The organism is Peribacillus sp. NPDC101481 (assembly GCF_044767165.1).
Classification (GTDB): Bacteria; Bacillota; Bacilli; order Bacillales; family DSM-1321; genus Peribacillus.
On the sequence record NZ_JBIWNJ010000002.1, the window covers coordinates 1,095,160 to 1,113,392 of the forward strand.

The 18,233-nt window shown below is 39.6% G+C and carries 13 protein-coding genes; 9 read left to right on the forward strand and 4 right to left on the reverse strand.

All coding sequences use genetic code 11. The features are described from left to right. Nucleotides 1-162: 162 nt before the first annotated feature. Together mutS and mutL are read left to right on the forward strand one after the other, a co-directional pair. On the forward strand, nt 163-2,787 hold the full coding sequence (gene mutS, locus ACIROD_RS15350) for a DNA mismatch repair protein MutS (protein WP_402941881.1): 2,625 nt from the start codon (nt 163-165) through the stop codon (nt 2,785-2,787). Between the two features lie 23 nt (nt 2,788-2,810). Continuing rightward, a complete protein-coding gene (gene mutL / locus ACIROD_RS15355; RefSeq protein WP_402941883.1) occupies nt 2,811-4,748 on the forward strand; it encodes a DNA mismatch repair endonuclease MutL in 1,938 nt (645 codons plus the stop codon). 144 nt (nt 4,749-4,892) lie between these two features. On the opposite strand, the gene ACIROD_RS15360 is transcribed toward mutL, so the two are convergent. Further along, a complete protein-coding gene (locus tag ACIROD_RS15360; RefSeq protein ID WP_402941885.1) occupies nt 4,893-5,714 on the reverse strand; it encodes an SMI1/KNR4 family protein in 822 nt (273 codons plus the stop codon). Between the two features lie 782 nt (nt 5,715-6,496). Between ACIROD_RS15360 and ACIROD_RS15365 the strand changes: the two genes are divergently transcribed. Continuing rightward, nucleotides 6,497-8,644 (forward strand): peptidase G2 autoproteolytic cleavage domain-containing protein, encoded by a 2,148-nt coding sequence (locus tag ACIROD_RS15365; protein ID WP_402941887.1) that lies wholly within the window; start codon nt 6,497-6,499, stop codon nt 8,642-8,644. 463 nt (nt 8,645-9,107) lie between these two features. Here ACIROD_RS15365 and ACIROD_RS15370 read toward each other — a convergent pair whose 3' ends face one another. Continuing rightward, nucleotides 9,108-9,755: a cupin domain-containing protein gene (locus ACIROD_RS15370; protein ID WP_101224714.1), complete on the reverse strand. Its 648-nt coding sequence runs from the start codon at nt 9,753-9,755 to the stop codon at nt 9,108-9,110. 321 nt (nt 9,756-10,076) lie between these two features. Here ACIROD_RS15370 and ACIROD_RS15375 point away from each other — a divergent pair, with 321 nt between their 5' ends. The 4 genes from ACIROD_RS15375 (at nt 10,077) to ACIROD_RS15390 (ending at nt 14,064) form a co-directional block, all read left to right on the forward strand. Next, on the forward strand, nt 10,077-11,969 hold the full coding sequence (locus tag ACIROD_RS15375) for an OPT family oligopeptide transporter (protein WP_230177458.1): 1,893 nt from the start codon (nt 10,077-10,079) through the stop codon (nt 11,967-11,969). After that, nucleotides 11,959-12,333 (forward strand): PqqD family protein, encoded by a 375-nt coding sequence (locus ACIROD_RS15380; protein ID WP_402941889.1) that lies wholly within the window; start codon nt 11,959-11,961, stop codon nt 12,331-12,333. Before ACIROD_RS15375 ends, ACIROD_RS15380 begins: the two co-directional genes overlap by 11 nt. A gap of 202 nt (nt 12,334-12,535) precedes the next feature. Further along, nucleotides 12,536-13,345: an SDR family NAD(P)-dependent oxidoreductase gene (locus tag ACIROD_RS15385; RefSeq protein ID WP_402941891.1), complete on the forward strand. Its 810-nt coding sequence runs from the start codon at nt 12,536-12,538 to the stop codon at nt 13,343-13,345. A gap of 110 nt (nt 13,346-13,455) precedes the next feature. Next, nucleotides 13,456-14,064, forward strand: a complete 609-nt coding sequence (locus ACIROD_RS15390) for a methyltransferase domain-containing protein (RefSeq protein ID WP_402941893.1) — start codon at nt 13,456-13,458, stop codon at nt 14,062-14,064. A 199-nt stretch (nt 14,065-14,263) separates the two neighbouring features. Here ACIROD_RS15390 and ACIROD_RS15395 read toward each other — a convergent pair whose 3' ends face one another. After that, the gene (locus tag ACIROD_RS15395; protein WP_402941895.1) at nt 14,264-14,926 is read right to left on the reverse strand and encodes a hypothetical protein; all 663 of its coding nucleotides are present in this window, start codon (nt 14,924-14,926) and stop codon (nt 14,264-14,266) included. Between the two features lie 596 nt (nt 14,927-15,522). Here ACIROD_RS15395 and ACIROD_RS15400 point away from each other — a divergent pair. Next, on the forward strand, nt 15,523-16,257 hold the full coding sequence (locus ACIROD_RS15400) for an alpha/beta fold hydrolase (protein ID WP_402941897.1): 735 nt from the start codon (nt 15,523-15,525) through the stop codon (nt 16,255-16,257). A 669-nt stretch (nt 16,258-16,926) separates the two neighbouring features. Here the strand turns inward: ACIROD_RS15400 and ACIROD_RS15405 are convergent. After that, entirely contained in the window at nt 16,927-17,643 is a 717-nt protein-coding gene (locus tag ACIROD_RS15405; protein ID WP_101224747.1) for a GntR family transcriptional regulator, read from the reverse strand. Nucleotides 17,644-17,920: 277 nt separating this feature from the next. On the opposite strand from ACIROD_RS15405, the gene ACIROD_RS15410 reads away from it, so the two are divergent. Then, entirely contained in the window at nt 17,921-18,229 is a 309-nt protein-coding gene (locus tag ACIROD_RS15410; RefSeq protein ID WP_048684685.1) for a PTS sugar transporter subunit IIB, read from the forward strand. Nucleotides 18,230-18,233: the final 4 nt, after the last annotated feature.

An 18,233-nucleotide genomic window follows, 5' to 3' on the forward strand; every position in this document is an offset into this window, starting at 1 on the left:
TACTATATCCGTGCGTAAGGCTTTGCAGATACAGCTAGCTCACAATTTAAAGGATAATTGATTTACCATGCAATTTCGAATACAGGCAATGTTGCTTTCCCGTATGTTATAATGAAGGACATAAATGTGTAATAGATTATAGTTTGGAAAGGTTTTGAAGGAATGGCTGGATATACTCCAATGATACAGCAATATTTAAAAATTAAGGCAGAGTATCAGGATGCCTTTTTATTTTTTCGTTTAGGCGATTTTTATGAAATGTTTTTTGACGATGCTCTGAATGCATCTCAAGAGCTCGAAATCACATTAACAAGCCGAGAAGGCGGTAGTGAAGAGCGAATTCCGATGTGCGGCATTCCGTATCACTCGGCTGCTAATTATATTGATATATTGATAGAAAAAGGTTTTAAAGTAGCTATTTGTGAACAAACCGAAGATCCGAAGCAAGCCAAAGGCGTGGTACGCAGGGAAGTTGTCCAGCTGATTACTCCGGGAACGAAAATGGATAGTAAGGGTCTTCGTGAAAAGGAAAATAATTATATTGCCACGATCACTTATTTCACGGATGGTCAGTTTGGCTTTGGATACAATGATTTATCGACAGGGGAAAATAAGGTCACATTGATTGAGAGTTTCGAGGAAGTTCTGAATGAATTTGCCATCCTCGGTGCGAGTGAAGTGGTCATTGCCGAGGATTTCAATGAAGAATGGAAAAAAAAGCTGCAAGAACGGGGCGCTGCCGCTCTATCCCTAGAGAATAATTCGGATCAAAGCGAGTCATTCGTTGCACTGCTTCATTTGTTAAAAGACCAGAAACTGGCGACAACGACTTCACGCTTATTGAATTATCTATACCGTACCCAAAAACGCAGCCTGGATCATTTACAGCCAGTGCTTGCATATGAAACATCTCAATATATGAAAATTGATTATTATAGCAAACGTAATTTGGAATTAACTGAAACCATTCGTTCCAAAGGTAAAAAAGGCTCATTATTATGGCTGCTTGATGAAACGAAAACAGCCATGGGCGGAAGAATGTTGAAACAATGGATTGATAGACCGCTCATTAATAAAAAACAGATCGAGCGGAGACAAAGCCTTGTTGAAACCCTAAAAAATCAATACTTCGAACGGCAGGACTTACGTGAACGCCTGAAGGAAGTGTACGATTTGGAGCGGCTTGCCGGAAGGGTGGCCTTCGGTAATGTAAATGCTCGGGACTTGATTCAACTGAAACGTTCATTGCAACAGGTGCCGATCATTCGTGAAATAGTGAAGTCAATGGCTTCAAATCAGGATATTTCAATTCTGGCCGATAAATTGGATCCTTGCGAAGAAGTGACAGATTTGCTTGAAACGGCGCTTGTAGAAAACCCGCCATTGTCCGTGAAGGAAGGAAATATCATTCAGGACGGTTTCCATAAGGAGCTGGATACATACAGGGATGCCAGCAGAAACGGGAAAACATGGATTGCACAGCTTGAACGGGAAGAGCGGGAACGCACAGGGATCAAATCTTTGAAAATCGGATATAATCGTGTTTTTGGCTATTATATTGAAGTCACACGAGCCAATTTGCATCTGCTTGAAGAAGGCCGTTATGAACGGAAGCAAACTTTAACGAATGCCGAACGTTATATCACACCTGAGTTGAAAGAGAAGGAAGCTTTGATTTTACAAGCAGAGGAAAAAAGCATCAGTTTGGAATATGACCTATTCCTCAATCTTCGTGAAGAAGTCAAAAGCTATATCCCGCGCTTACAGGATTTAGCGAAAGGTGTCAGTGAACTGGATGTCTTGCAGTGCTTTGCGACGATTAGCGAAGAACGCCATTATGTGAAGCCTGTCTTTTCTGATGATCGAAGAATCGTACTGAAGGAAGGCCGACATCCAGTGGTCGAGAAAGTCCTTCAATCACAGGAGTATGTCCCCAATGACTGCTTCATGGATGGAGACCGGGAGTTACTCTTGATCACAGGGCCCAATATGTCGGGTAAAAGTACGTATATGCGTCAGATAGCGCTAACATCGATTCTAGCGCAAATTGGATGCTTCGTATCCGCAAGTATAGCTGAATTGCCTATTTTTGATAAGGTATTTACTAGGATAGGCGCGGCAGATGATTTGATTTCCGGTCAAAGTACATTCATGGTCGAGATGCTTGAAGCAAGAAATGCCATAATGAATGCAACAGAAAACAGTTTGATATTATTTGATGAGATCGGGCGGGGAACATCAACTTACGATGGGATGGCGCTTGCCCAGGCCATAATTGAATATATTCATGAGGAAATTGGGGCAAAGACTCTCTTTTCGACTCATTATCACGAATTGACAGTGCTGGCAGCGGAACTGCCAAAATTGAACAATATCCATGTCAGTGCCATTGAGCAAAATGGAAATGTCGTTTTCCTTCATAAAATTAAAGAAGGTCCAGCAGATAAAAGCTATGGAATTCACGTGGCAAAGCTAGCTGAATTACCGGAGCAGTTAATAGATCGGGCGGCCGCCATTTTAGCGCAGCTGGAAAATGAAAATGGACAGGCAAAGGCGATGCCTGAACAGGCTGCTGCTGTAAAAGCACCTATTGCCGGAGTAGCCCCTGTGACATCCGTCAATGAGGCACAGCTTTCCTTCTTTGGGGAAGAGGCTCCTAAAGGAAAAGTGAATTCCTCGCCTAAGGAAAAAAAGGTGCTCGATGACATAAAATCACTGGATATCCTTGAAATGACGCCGCTTGAGGCGATGAATACCCTTTATAAATTACAAAAGAAACTTAAATGAGATAATAAAGCGAGGCGATAAAAATGGGGAAAATCAAACAGCTCGACGAGGCTTTATCTAATAAAATCGCAGCTGGCGAAGTTGTTGAACGCCCAGCCTCAGTCGTTAAGGAACTTGTGGAAAACGCAATAGATGCAAACAGTACCATTATAGAGATTGAATTGGTGGAGGCTGGACTTGGTTCCATCAGGATCGTGGATAATGGCGATGGGATTTTGGCTGATGACATAGAGGCGGCATTTAAACGTCACGCCACAAGTAAAATAAAAGATGAAAATGATCTCTTCCGAATCCGAACACTCGGCTTCCGCGGTGAAGCAATGCCCAGTATTGCTTCAGTTTCCCGTTTTGAAATGAAAAGCAGCACTGGCGAAGGTGTAGGAACGCGCATACTTCTTGAAGGCGGCATGGTTAAGGAACTCGAGGCTTCATCCAGCCGTAAAGGAACGGATATCCTTGTTTCCGATTTGTTTTACAATACTCCTGCAAGGTTGAAATATATGAAAACCATTCATACCGAGTTAGGAAATATTACGGATGTCGCTAACAGGCTCGCACTTTCGCACCCGGATGTTTCAATACGGTTAACACACAATGAGAAGCGTATCCTGCACACGAATGGTAACGGCGATGTCAGGCAGGTGCTAGCCGCTATCTATGGGACGAATATTGCCAAAAAGATGATTCCGGTTCAGGCAAGCTCCCTGGACTTCAAATTATCCGGATATATCGTCATGCCCGAAGTCACCCGGGCTTCAAGGAATTATATTTCGACCATGATAAACGGCCGCTTCATTAAAAACTATGCGCTCGTGAAAGCAATCCTGGATGGTTACCATACACTTCTACCAATTGGGCGTTTTCCAATTGCTTTGTTGAATATTGAAATGGACCCGATTCTTGTCGATGTCAATGTACATCCGTCCAAAATGGAGGTAAGACTAAGCAAGGAACAGGAATTGTTCAGTCTTGTATCGGAAACGATTAAATCTTCGTTTAAAAAGATGTCTCTAATTCCAAGTGGATATACACCTACACCAAAGCCGGAACAGGCGAAAAGTGAGCAAACTACGCTGGAATTGGACCATGTTGTGGAAAGCGGCAAGCGGGTCCTTGAAGAAGCCAAGAAAGAAGCTTCACTCTTGAAGGATACCTTGATTCGGGAAAAGCAGGAACAAAAGAGTTATGTGGAGCATGAAGATTTCAATTTTGAACCAATAAAGGAAATAATCTATAGCAATGAACAGCAGCAAATGGAAGATGTCTATGTACCGGTCTTACAAGATGCTGAAAGCAAACCATATTTCGAGTCAGCTGAAAAGTATACAACCTACACTGTCGAACAAGAGGAAGAAATCGAGGCGAATGAACAGGCTAACCGCATCCCTCCCATGTACCCGATTGGGCAAATGCATGGAACATATATTTTCGCTCAAAACGAAAAAGGTTTATATATCATAGACCAGCATGCTGCCCAGGAACGGATCAAATACGAATATTTTAAAGAGAAGGTCGGACGTGTTGAAAACGAGCTGCAGGACATGCTGGTTCCCATCACCCTTGAATTTTCAACAGACCAATGTATTCGGATAAATGAATATCGGCATGAGTTGGAAAAAGTCGGCGTCTATTTAGAGGAGTTTGGCTACAACGCCTATATTGTCCGATCGCATCCACAATGGTTCCCTAAAGGAATTGAACAGGAAATCCTTGAAGAAATGATTGAACAATTGCTCTCGATGAAAAAGGTCGACATCAAGAAATTGCGTGAAGAAGCAGCTATCATGATGAGCTGTAAAGCCTCCATAAAGGCAAACCGTCATCTGCGCAATGATGAAATCCAAGCACTTTTGGATGAACTAAGGCGCACAACCGATCCCTTCACATGCCCTCATGGAAGGCCTATCATCATCTCTTATTCCATTTATGAAATGGAGAAAATGTTCAAGCGGATCATGTAATTAAAAGCAATGGAGAACCCTTATGTAATGGGATTCTCCATTGCTTTTTTAGTTAAATGACCACATTTATTGGTCCATGCTCTTTTTTCTAGTGCTTTTGAAACGTTTTCAGCATAAGAGACCTGTATATTCTAAGTAACTGAGTTAGTTCCTGTTTATAAAGTCAAGTAATAACTTGTGTGAATACTTTATATCACTATTGATTTCACTATCTTCTACAGAGCCTAAAATATGCAACGCTTTTTTTATTATGATTTCATCAGTTACAAACTCATCGCTGATTAATTCAACTAAATTTTGAGATGCGCTTTCTTGAATATATATATCTGAGTTAGTTTTAAGGAACATAATCAGTGTAGATGCGAGTTCTGTTAAATCTTTATAACTACATGCCCATATGCTTATACCATCTAAAATGTCCTCAGTATCTATACTTTTACACAACTCTTTTGCACGTTCAACGGATAACTCATATCCACCAATGTAATCGGACAAATCTTCTGTTGGCGGTTCATATAAACTTTCAATCATTTCTTTAAAAGTCTTAAAGATAACAGAAGTTCTATTCTCTTCAGTGTCTATAAAAGTTATTTCTGGTTCATCTTTATTTTTTCTATAATCTAATACAATCCACGTGTGTCCATCTCCGGAGATTGTTACAAAATCTTTTTCTTTAATTCCCCATTCATTTAGAAGGTATTTTGATTTGTAAATTCCTTCATTCTCTTTAATTCCAAACAGAAAGTCTACAGCAATATGATTATCAGCATAGGAATTTTTAAAACTCACTGGTAATGCGTTGTATTTTAAATATCCCCCATTTTGAATTTTTAATAGTTCAATATATTCTTTTGGGAGTTTAATGTTTAAATTTGTTTCAGCATCAAGGATATCTCCTTCTGTTAATTCATTTAGGTTATATTCATCAAAATCCATATCTTCGAATTCTTCAAAAATAGACTCCAAGTATCACACTCTCCATATTACTTAGTTTCATTCTTCTCAAATAAATCATCCAACAGTAAAATCTCAACTATTTATAGGCTTTTTCAATTGTAAGGGGATTTCTCATATTTATCCAAAAAAATGTTTTAATTTATTTGCATTTATAAAATTTCAATAATTCCTTTTTAGATAGAACCTGTGATGCACTATTAAGCCACAGATGATTAAATTTTATAGAACTAGATTGAGCATTTTGATAGGGGGACGTTCTTTTAAAGATAGGAGTAGTTCTGAGCCAACCGCAAACTGAATAATCTGTTGCTGTATTAGGGTGAGCAATTTGAGAATTTCTTATATTATAAGAAGAAACTCGGTAGAATATATTTAGATTATATAACGGATAATTGTATCCAAGCGTGTTATGGATTTTTAAATACCCATAAACCACATTGGGTGGACACCAAATGTAAGGATGTGGCGAAGTAAAAAACGGATCATGTAATTAAAAGCAATAGATAAACATTAAAGTAATAGGGTTCTCCTTGCTTTTTTCGTTAAATGATTACATTTATGGGTCATAATCTTTAAAACAAAGCGTTTGAAAAGCTTTCTGCTGAAGAGTCCTGTATTCAAGATATAATCTCCGTGATAGACCACTAATTATTACAACAACGCAATTATCAAGTCAGAATCTTATATGGGCTATTTAGTAAATGAAGCTTGTCTATACCATTTTTTGAAATATGCATAACATAATATAGATTTTTTAATATGAAAAAATTTTATAAGAATGGAGAACGATAATGGCAAATGGATGTAACCAAAATCCGATAGGGACTTGTTCGGAAGCGGAAGGAATCAATACAACTGCTAATGGGACAGCCTCTCATGCTGAAGGAATGAATACAATTGTTAACGGGACTGCTTCTCATGCGGAAGGAAGTACCACAACTTCAGGTGGTAATGCTGCACACACAGAAGGGTATGATACCGAAACAACAGCTGATACGGCACACGCAGAGGGAACTACTACGACAGCAAGCGGGGTAGCTTCCCACGCGGAGGGATATCTGACTACCGCTAGTGCAAATACTTCCCATGCGGAAGGAAGTGAAACAATTGCGACGGGAAACTCCTCCCATTCGGAAGGGTTTCGGACAACGGCCACAGCTAATACGGCACACGCAGAGGGAACTACTACGACAGCAAGCGGAGTTGCCTCACATTCGGAAGGTTTTGCAACGAATGCAAGTGGAGATAATTCACATGCAGAAGGTAACAATACAACAGCAGCCGGAGCTAATTCACATACAGAAGGTTTGAATACGCAAACAACAATCAGCGGTGTTAACGCACATGCGGAAGGAGAAGGAAATACAGCAAGTGGCAGGGCCTCCCATGCGGAAGGAGGCGGAGTAGATCAAATGGGTAATCCAGTTCCCACCTTAGCAAGCGGGGATGGTGCTCACGCAGAAGGCATAGGGACAACAGCTAGTGGACCTGCTGCACACGCAGAAGGCTTCCAAACCTCTGCCAGTAATCCTGCTGCCCATGCTGAAGGAATTAGTACAATTTCCAGTGGAATTGGTTCTCATGCAGAAAGCGTCAATACAACTGCGAGTGGATTTGCTTCCCACGCGGAAGGGTTAAGTACAACGGCCAGTGGAAATGCTTCCCATGCCGAAGGGGAGGGTTCAGTAGCCAGTGGAAATCGTTCTCACACGGAAGGGCAAAGTACATCTGCCAGTGGAGAAGCTTCTCATTCCGAGGGGGTTGCTACAAACGCAAGTGGAATAGCTTCCCATGCAGAAGGGAGAGAAACAAGGGCATTTGGGGAAAATTCGCATGCAGAAGGATTCCTGACCACTACGGGAAATGCAAATGATTCGACACTGGGGTTGAATGCCCATGCCGAAGGGGAAGGTACAACGGCTAGTGGAAGGGCCTCACACGCTGAGGGTGGAGCAATTGATCAAGTAGGTAATCCAGCCCCGACGTTGGCCAGTGGGAATAGTGCTCACGCGGAAGGAGTTGGTACAACAGCAAGTGGATTTGCGTCTCATGCGGAAGGGGGAACTCCAGACATAACCTTTTTACCAGGACCGGTAGCAAGCGGAAACTTTTCCCACGCAGAAGGCGTTGCAACATTCTCCAGCGGCCTTACTTCACATGCAGAGGGAGTAGGAACAATCGCCAGTGGTGATACCTCCCATGCTGAAGGTAACTTTACCTCAACAAATGGTTTTGAAGGAGCCCATATTATGGGAAGAAACGGAGCTGTTAACGATTTAGATGGTGACCCAACTTTTTCGTGGAATGTAGCTTTCGGAGCAGAGCCGTATGACACTACAGGACTAGTTGGAAAACTTCTGAATAACGGTAATATGTTCATTGATGGGGCATATGGCACTCCGGCGGGTGATTACGCAGAGATGTTTGAAACTGCTGATGGAAACCCAATTGATGTTGGCTACTTTGTTGTAGCATCAAATGAAGACAAAATTCAGAAAGCCACTTCAACCGCCCCTTTTATTTTGGGCATTACTAGTGCAACACCTGGTGTATTGGGGAATAGTGGAGGTTTGCGCTGGCAAGGGAAATATCAAATCGATGAATGGGGAAGAAAAAAATACCATGATGTCACTCTTCCACCCCAAAAAGACAAAAAAGGGAATGTGATTATTCCAGAAAGTACAGTAAAGCAACCCATCCTTAATCCGGATTGGAACCCTAACCAAGAATACGTTTCTCGTGTAAACCGACAAGAATGGGTGGCTGTAGGGCTAATTGGTCAAATACGGGTTCGAGATGATGGAACATGTGAAACTCATGGATATTGCTGGCCAAATGATGATGGAGTCGCAACAAAAGCGGAGAAAGGATATTTTGTATTAAAGCGTACCGGACCGAATCAAGTATTGGTCTTGGTCACTCCACTTCAAAAAAACTAAATAGTTAATACCATTGCAAATCGGTCAGTTGATGAAGTTTAAAGGACTTATGAAAATATAAAAAACCAAATTCCAGAAAGATACAAAGAATTAGGATTGAACACTTTGATATGGGGAGGTTCCTTTAAAAGTTCTGGGCAACCGCAAAATTGAAGTGAATGCTTTGTTGTTATAGAGGGGATTCAATATGAATCCCTTATATTATAAGAAGAAACTCGGTAGAATATATTTAGATTATATAACGGATAATTGTATCCAAGCGTGTTATGGATTTTTAAATACCCATTTGGGTGGACACCATAATATAAGATGTTGCTCAGTAAAATGAATTCGACATTTTAAACGGGTCATGTAATAAAAAGCAATGGAGAACCCTTATGTAATGAGAGGTTCTCCCTTAGACGTCATCCATGAAGGGTGTATAGGCCTTGAACTGCGTTAATCATGTTCCCAACATCTATCTTCAATAATAATATGGGGGATTGGGCTGGTATTGATAGTTGTATGCCGGGGCAGTATATAGTTGGTTATCATAGTGATTAATATATTGAGGATATTGCTGCATCTCTTCATCGGCTCGATGGCAGTTGACTGGCGGACCGATGAATGTTGATGGCTGAACCGGTGCAATTGCTTTTTTCCATTGGTTTTCATCCATGCAATAAGTATGTGCCATAATATTTGCCGGCGTCAATTTCAAGATATCTGAACCGAGGATCACCTCAGGTGTTGGTGCATTAAAAATGGCAAGCAAATGAGTATTATCCGTATTAGCCACTTCATAATGCCACCAACCTTGTGGGACATTGGCTACTTGACCGGGTTTAATGGGATAATTTTGTATTTGTTTTGTAAAAGGATTCAGTAATGAAACGGTTGCCGCTCCAGAAATGCAATACACGAGCTCTGCTGCATTTTGGTGATAATGCGGTTCTACGACATTGTCTGTACTAAGGTAAATATCTAATAATGAAACATTTTCGAGTGTGTTCAATTGTTTGATACCTAATACATTGATATAGTTTTGATTGTCTTTTTTCATTAAATTGCTTTTATTAATATCGAAAAAGTATTGTGTGGATGGTGAGGTATAGTCCATATAGGAGACCATGAATTTATCATTCCTTTTTTTAAGACTTGATTTTTCAGGATATGTAAAATCTCATTTTAATGTGCAATAACCCAGTGGGTTTATTGCCTATGGAACTGATAAGGGTTGCTGATGATGCTGTGATAGGCAGTGACTTAGAGTAACGAATAGTTATGGTTATTATATCAATATTATTTTATATATTTTAAAACTGAAACTACTAAACTGAATTTTTGATATAATCAAACTTTTGATTAGCGTAATTTTCCCATTGCATGACTTTAAATTACAGTGATATAATGTTCTCTGTGATTTTAAAGTTTAACATAGGAAGTGGCTAAATTGTCGAACAATTCAAAAGAGAGTAAATTCGTCCCGTACGTCTCTGCATCTAAATCTTTACCGGAATTGACTGCAACTGCAATCATTCTAGGGATCATTCTTGCAATCGTATTCGGGGCGGCAAATGCATACTTAGGCCTACTTATTGGTTTAACTGTCTCTGCTTCAATACCCGCGGCGGTAATTTCAATGGCTATATTAAGAGGGGTTTTTCGCAGGGATTCAATATTAGAAAACAATATTGTGCAAACGATGACCACAGCAGGTGAGGCTATTGGTGCCGGTGCTGTATTTACCATTCCAGCATTATTCATGTGGGACATGGACGTGAGTCAAGCATTCATCATTTTCGTTGTATTAACTGGGGGATTTTTAGGGGTCTTCATGATGGTTCCACTTCGCCAGCTTTTGATTGTAAGGGAACATGAAACATTACCTTATCCTGAAGGTACGGCATGTGCCGAGGTCCTGAAATCAGGAGAAAAGGGTGGTACAAGCGCCAAGCTGATCGGAGCCGGCTTGGTTATCGGCGGTGTGGTTAAAGGGCTTGGTGATGGGTTTAAGCTTTTCAAGACTGAGGTTGAAACAGGAATCACGAATTTTAAAAATGCAGTGGTTGGTCTTGATGCCTTTCCTTCCCTTTTGGGTGTAGGTTATATTATTGGACCGCGTGTTGCAGGACAAATGCTAGGTGGGGGTTTATTAGCCTGGGTCGTTCTAATACCGGCCATCAGCTTTTTTGGCGGAAGCAATGGAACAGCCATTTTCCCTTCTGAGGTACCGATCGGTGAATTGGATGCATGGGGAATTTGGGATAATTATATACGCTACATTGGTGCTGGTGCCGTTGCAACTGGCGGATTGATCACATTGATCAAAACATTACCAATACTTTTCAGTTCAGTTTTCGATACTCTTAAAGGTGTTAAAGCCAATAAAGGACAACTAAAATCAGGTTCGATCCGTACAGAACAAGACATACCGGCTAAATACGTTTGGCTGGGAACGATCATCGTTATTTTAATCATTGCTTTCACACCTATCACGGATGTAGGAATCATCGGTGCGATTGCAATTGCGATTTTTGGGTTTTTATTCGTGACAGTGGCTTCAAGGGTTGTTGGGATCGTCGGAAGTTCTTCTTCCCCAGTTTCAGGAATGACGATAGCCACACTATTGATTGTAGCGATTGTCTATAAAGCTACTGGTTTTACTGGTACGACGGGAATGGTAGCCGCTTTAACCGTCGCTGCGATCATTTGTACTGCACTTGCGGTTTCAGGTGATGTTTCTCAAGATCTAAAAACAGGATATATCGTCGGCGGAACACCATGGAAACAACAAGTTGCCATGATGATCGGTGTTGTTGCGTCAGCTTCTGTCATTGGTTTTATCCTGGTTCTGATGGATAACGCATATACGATGGGATCTGCAGAACTGCCTGCACCTAAAGCGGCACTAATGAAAATACTGGCTGAAGGTGTTCTTGGGGGAGATTTACCTTGGACACTCATCTTTATCGGTGCGGCTATTTCGATCACATTAGAATTTTTCGGTCTAAATTCACTTGTTGTTGCTGTCGGCATTTACTTGCCGGTTCATACGAGTGCCCCAATCATGATCGGTGGATTTATTCGTTTCTTCGTTGAGTTTTTCTCGAAAACAAAAGAAGCGCTTAAAGCACGGGTTGATAGAGGTGTATTATTTGCATCTGGTTTAATAGCGGGTGAATCATTGATTGGTGTTCTTATTGCCATATTGATCGCAGCAGGTGTCCAAGTTCCGGCTGCGGCTAAATTAGCCAGCAATTTGCTACCTTTCCTATTATTCCTTGCTCTAGCTGGATTGCTATGGTTCGTATCCAGCAAAGGGAAAAAAGAAGATGCTTCGTAAAAGCCAATCAAAAAAGAGGAACCTGTTAACCATGGTTCCCCTTTTGGAAAAACGCGTCACTATGGTACAAGAATCTTCGGAAGCAACTTTTTTAGTCATTCAAAGGACCAATTTTGTGGAACGAATTACAATTCGTTTCTTTAAACAACCATCAGTCCGCAAAATCAAGCTTGATAAGTTTGGGGCATATGCCATTAAACAGATGGAGTTCCAAAGAAATGTAAATCAGATTTCTGAAGCGATGAGTGAACATTTTGGAGAGGAAGCAGAACCAGCTTTACCGAGGTTGATGAAATTCCTGGAAATTCTAGAGGTACATGATTGGATCATATGGAATGATGAAGAAAAAAATGAAAAAAGCTGAAGCTCTTTTGATGCTTCAGCTTTTTTCTGTTTTAAATTTGATGGAAATCAAAAATTTTCACAGGCTTACGACATTCTAATAATCTACATTTTTACAAAAATGAACTTTGAGTATAATTATTTGTAACTGATTTATATATGTTGTATTCTTGTACTGTCAGTCAGGATAAAATATTCATATTTTGAAGAGCAGGTGGATTATTATGGGAAGAGTACAAGGAAAAGTAGCATTAGTTACAGGTGGAGCTTCAGGTATAGGGTTATCCATATCCACACTATTGGCTAAAGAAGGCGCAAAAGTCGTGATTGCTGATTTTAACGAAAAAGGAGCGAAAGAAGCGGCTGAAAACATTAAAAAACAAGGTGGGGAAGCGTCTGGAGTGTTCTTGGATGCCGGACAAGCAGATTCCATCCAGGCAGCAGTCGACTTTACCATTGAACAATATGGAACGGTTACGGTACTTGTTAATAATGTGGGGTCAACTAACCTGCATAAAGATCTGGATGTCGTGAATTTAGATTTGGAAGAATGGGACCGACTTATGGATGTGAATTTAAAAAGTGTGCTATTGGGCAGCAGGTTTGCGATTCCTCACATGATTAAAGCGGGAGGAGGTTCGATAATCAATACGGCCTCCATGGCTGGATTTACAGGTGACTCCGTACGATCTGCATATGGCGCGTCCAAAGCGGGGGTAGTGAATTTGACCCGTTATATCGCTGCACAGTATGGTAAAGATCATATTCGTTGTAATGGAGTGGCACCAGGTCTTATTTTAACTCCTGCAGCGAAAAATAATATGCCTCAGGCCGTACTCGATATTTTTGCTAAATTCAATGCATTGCCATATCATGGTGAAGCGGATGATATCGGTTATACCGTACTATTCCTTGCATCTGACGAGTCCAAATTCATTACAGGTCAGACGATCCAAGTCGAAGGCGGCCATTATATGGCCAACCCAAGCATCTCTGATTTTAATGATTATGTAACGAAAGCAAAATCCAATTAATTGTCTGGACATTCATATAACAAAACCTTACCCTGGAAAAGATCAACCTTATCCGGGGTTTTTAGTTAGGAAGCCCTTTATTTAAAAAACATGAAGCAGGTGCATTAACAATGGAAGCAACGAATTATGACGAAATGCTGAACATCAAAACGGAAGGTGAACAAAAAAAATTCAATGATTCTTTGCATTACCACCGATATGAACCTACGCCTTATAGCGCATTAGAACATTTATTCAAAAAATATGCACTGAAAAGAAATGATCGCATTGTTGATTTTGGATGCGGTAAAGGACGCTTGAATTTTTTCATCCATCATTTATATCAATCATCTGTGGTTGGCGTGGAGATGAATGAAAGTTTCTATAAAGAAGCGATCGAGAATCTGAATGGCTACATGAAGAAAAGGAACAACAACTATGGCAATATAGAATTCCACAACTGTTTGGCGGAAGAATATGATATTGATACGAATGACAATCGCTTTTATTTCTTTAACCCGTTCTCGGTACAGATCTTCATGAAAATCATCAATAACATATTGCTTTCCTTTGAAAAAGAACCGCGCCAAATCGAACTGATTTTATTTTATGCTTCACAGGATTATATTTTTTTCCTCGAAAACCAAACCGCCTTCGAACTGAAAGACGAGGTGATGTTACCTGGCTTGACAGAATCTAATCCTTTTGAAAAATTCATCATATACCAATTGTTAATTTGAATGGATATTCGTTTTTTGGTGATAATCAAGCAAATATTAAATGCACTCAAGCGATATTTCATTGATGCTTGGGTGCAATGAGTAACGAACCGTGGTGGGTACTTAATTTACAGTGTATTGTAAAATCCTTACTTTTTTTGCATGCTCCTATTCCATTTTTTATCTTTTAGTTTTATGCTCTTCTATTTCTAAGGATGAATCACTTTGTTTGTGGGCGAGGTTCTAGTTTATAGTTTGTAAGCCATAGTAAACATAAAAAAATTAATTCAAATGCATTGGTAACAGCCGAACTTTCTATGGGAATAGGGATGGCACTTCCAACTATCATGACTATAACTCCTAAAAGCATCCAAATCCAACGTGTTCTTATAAATATGCAGATGCTAATCACCAATAATATAAAGGTAACAATAAGCACCATTAAAGGTGGGCCTGAAGATTCCTCACTAACATATCTTAAAACACCATACTCGTAGATTGGTACAAATGTCTTATGCATATTTTCAATAAATTCATAGATGATAAGCCCAGCTGTAAGGAAAAGGAAAAAGTAGGGTGTTATCATTTTTTTTGTAAAGGGAATATGTATCCTTTTCGCCATTCCCCATCCAAACAAAATCAATGTGGGAGTGATAAATCCATGACTCCAGAAACGTAATGCATTTAATGACTCCAACAAAGGGCCATCACCAATGAACTTTCCAGAGGCAATAATTAAGTTATCCACGATAAGCCCGAAAGTAACTAGAAGAAGAAAGCTTGAATACGAAAAGAGTTTACGGTCCTGTCGAAGTAACATCATTCCCATGATAAAAAGAATAATATAAATGATTGAATAACAAAAATATAAAATAGTATCCAACTAATTCACCCCCTATATTGTTTTTTTCCATACTATAATAGAACAAAACATATCACAAAAAATAACATTAAATATAATTTTAATTTAATGTGAAATTCATATTCAGGAAAGATTGTAAATACCTATACGGAGAATATAATGGGTAGGCTTTATATATGGTTTTTATAAGTATCAAAGGTCTACATAAGAAACTTTATATTTAAACATGGATGGAAGCATTGCATGAAAAATTCCCATAAATAGCGATATTACTGATAAGCAGCCACTGAAATACGTGCACAGATTGTGTAATAACTCTCAATGTTGACTCAGACGAACTACGTTTCCGAAAAACATGTGGCAATGTTCAATAGCTGGCATCCAAACAAAGAGAGAGGATTCGTACAGGGTGGGTACACCTAATAAGGTGAGATATAGCACAGCAAGTAAATAAACTTGAAAATGATGGAGATAATCCCCCTTTGTCATAAAAATATTCAAAAGAGAAGGAAGTTAGATGTAAAGTTCAAGGACAGGGTGAATGAAAAGCAATACTAGTAGCTGTGTGTGTCCATAACATCACCTAGAAATAAATTTTAGGAATAGTGAGGTATAAAATGAAAAAAGTTATTAAATATATTCTCGTTAGTATAATTGCATTAATGATTATCGCTTTCGGCAGCTTTTACATATGGTCAGAACAAACATACAAGCCATCAGATGAATTGTATGCGTTAGTTGGAAAGGGGAATATAAAAAAGGAAAATGGGTTTGTCACATTCGAACCAACAAAAACTAAGAAAGTGGGCATTGTCCTGTATCCAGGTGCCAAGGTTGAGCCGGAAGCATACGGATATTATGCAAAAGAATTATCGAAAGAGGGATATACAGTCGTTATCCCAGATGTGAGGTTCAATTTCGCTTTGTTTGATAAAAATAAAGCAGTGGAAGCTAAAGATGCATATCCAGATGTGGAGAAATGGTACGTTGCTGGACACTCGTTAGGAGGAGTAGCCGCCTCCGCATATGCTTATGAAAATCCAAAAGAGGTGGAAGGAATTATCCTCCTCGGTTCATATCCCAGTAACTCGAATGACTTTTCAAAAATGAAGGTTCCTATGCTATCGTTATATGCAGAACATGATGGGCTATCTACAGTGAAGAAGATTGTGAAGACAAAGCACTTACTATCTAAACAGGCTAACATGCATAAGATAGCGGGTGGAAACCACGGTCAATTTGGTGTATACGGAAAGCAAAAGGGAGATAATGAAGCGACTATCTCAGCTAAGAAACAACAAGAAGAAATGATAGTTGTCACAAAAAAATGGCTTAATCAGAATGGGGAGTAAGTAAAATTCAGCTTGAGCCATGAGAAAAAGGACCCGTTATTCTAAGATGATGTAGAGAGGCCCTCAATGAATTAATTGGGGGCATTTTCATACCGAGATATATTTGGACTTGGAAACAATGATGCAAAGGGATCCGGTATGCGGAAAAAAGGGGGGGATGTAGACTAAACGACAAGCACCACACCTCCCCGGTCCGGATTATTGCTTTCGCGTTATTTGTTTAATATTATGCTATATTTGTAAATTCACTCATTTAATGAGTGTATTTGTAAGTATGTAAATAATTATCCGGACACACAACGAAAAGAGGCAATCGTTATGATTGCCTCTCTCAAGAAGAAAAACGAGTGTGCATGAAGTTTGTTTCAGTTGATTTCAGAAATCCGTTCCCTTTTTCTGTAAAGCCTCATCAATGCCAGCGGCTGTGGGGTCTCGGCTAGCCAGTTATTCGGAGGAGTGGCGCAAATTTCTTCAATCCAATGACGTTTCACCCATTAAAAAAGTAAAAAACATGAAGGGTAACAAAGTCTTCCGAGCCTCCTGCGGAAGGCGAGTGCCTGGAGTGGAATTCAACGTTCCAATCTTACAAAACCCTAAAAAAATCGAGTATGTTTACAGTCCGGGCTGCCTTAATTAATAAGGCAGCCGTCTTATTTTATATAATAATATTCAATAGTTACGCTCGATGACAAAGTGCGCGCGATCGCCTCTAAAGAGAGTTTTAGAGAATTCAATGACCGATCCGTCATTCTCATATGTGTAAGTTTCCAATGAAAAACAAGGTGAGCCGTTCGGTACGTCCAATTTGTCAGAAATGGAATCGTCGGCAAGTGAAAACTCCAAGTGTTCGACCGTTTTTTTTACTTTTAAATTGAATTGTGTCTCAAGTACTTTAAAGAGTGATTTTTCGCAGGCTTCGATATTAAGCCCGGGTGTTTTATACCAAGGGAGATAGGCAATTTCATATTGAAGGGGGATATCGTTTACGTAACGTATCCGTTCCAGTTTATTTACGGGGTCTCCAATATTTTGTTTAAAAAGCTTGGCAAGGGTAGCGTTTGCTTCGATCACCTTTAAGCTAATGACCTTTGTAGAAGGGTTTTTTCCTTGCATCGTGACTTGCTCAGAGAACTTTTCAACCGTGCTTGAAAGAAATTGCTTCACTTTATTTTCCGAAACGAAAGTACCTTTGCCCTGAACACGGTAGATGTAGCCTTCGACGTTCAATTGCTGTAAGGCCGTGCGAACTGTTGTCCTGCTTACTCCGTATATTTTACAAAATTCTGCCTCAGTCGGTAATTTTGTATTTGTTTGATATTCGCCATTTTTTATGAGATCGATAATTGATTCCTTAACTATGGAATGCAATGCCGCTTCTTTATTCATGGTCTCCACAGTGATTCCTCCTATGCTCATTCCCAATATATACATATAGATTATCTCGGATAAGTTCAATAATCAACTTTAATTCAAAAATTTGTAGTAACAAATTAAAAATTGTGTTGATATTTTTTTGATTTGTAACTACAATGTATGTATGGAGGCAATAATACCCATTTCATATTCAAGGGAAGTGATAAAAGTAACATCGATTATAAAAAATGCGGTTTAGACTTACTTGAAAATACTGAATAATCAATCATTAAAAAGGGGGGTAATTTCAATGAATATCTTATTATGTTGTTCTGCAGGGATGTCTACTAGTTTATTAGTTACCAAGATGGAGGAAAGTGCTAAAAAACAAGGGGTAGAGTGTCATATATGGGCAGTTGGTTCTACAGAAGTTAACAATGAAATAGATAAGGCCGATGTTATTTTATTAGGGCCGCAGGTTAGATATCTTCTTTCCAAGCTACAGGAAGCGGGGAAAGAAAAGGGAATTCCAGTCGCAACCATCAATCCGATGTTCTATGGACTATGTAATGGTGAAGAAGTGCTAAAACAAGCCACTACTTTAATAAAAGGAGAATAAGGAT

Coding starts and splice junctions, on each gene's coding strand:
- ACIROD_RS15380 (WP_402941889.1), top strand. CDS start 11,959: ATGCTTCGTAAAAGCCAATCAAAAAAGAGGAACCTGTTAACCATGGTT.
- ACIROD_RS15410 (WP_048684685.1), top strand. CDS start 17,921: ATGAATATCTTATTATGTTGTTCTGCAGGGATGTCTACTAGTTTATTA.
- ACIROD_RS15400 (WP_402941897.1), top strand. CDS start 15,523: ATGAAAAAAGTTATTAAATATATTCTCGTTAGTATAATTGCATTAATG.
- ACIROD_RS15370 (WP_101224714.1), bottom strand. CDS start 9,755: ATGGTCTCCTATATGGACTATACCTCACCATCCACACAATACTTTTTC.
- ACIROD_RS15390 (WP_402941893.1), top strand. CDS start 13,456: ATGGAAGCAACGAATTATGACGAAATGCTGAACATCAAAACGGAAGGT.
- ACIROD_RS15405 (WP_101224747.1), bottom strand. CDS start 17,643: ATGAATAAAGAAGCGGCATTGCATTCCATAGTTAAGGAATCAATTATC.
- mutS (WP_402941881.1), top strand. CDS start 163: ATGGCTGGATATACTCCAATGATACAGCAATATTTAAAAATTAAGGCA.
- ACIROD_RS15365 (WP_402941887.1), top strand. CDS start 6,497: ATGGCAAATGGATGTAACCAAAATCCGATAGGGACTTGTTCGGAAGCG.
- ACIROD_RS15385 (WP_402941891.1), top strand. CDS start 12,536: ATGGGAAGAGTACAAGGAAAAGTAGCATTAGTTACAGGTGGAGCTTCA.
- mutL (WP_402941883.1), top strand. CDS start 2,811: ATGGGGAAAATCAAACAGCTCGACGAGGCTTTATCTAATAAAATCGCA.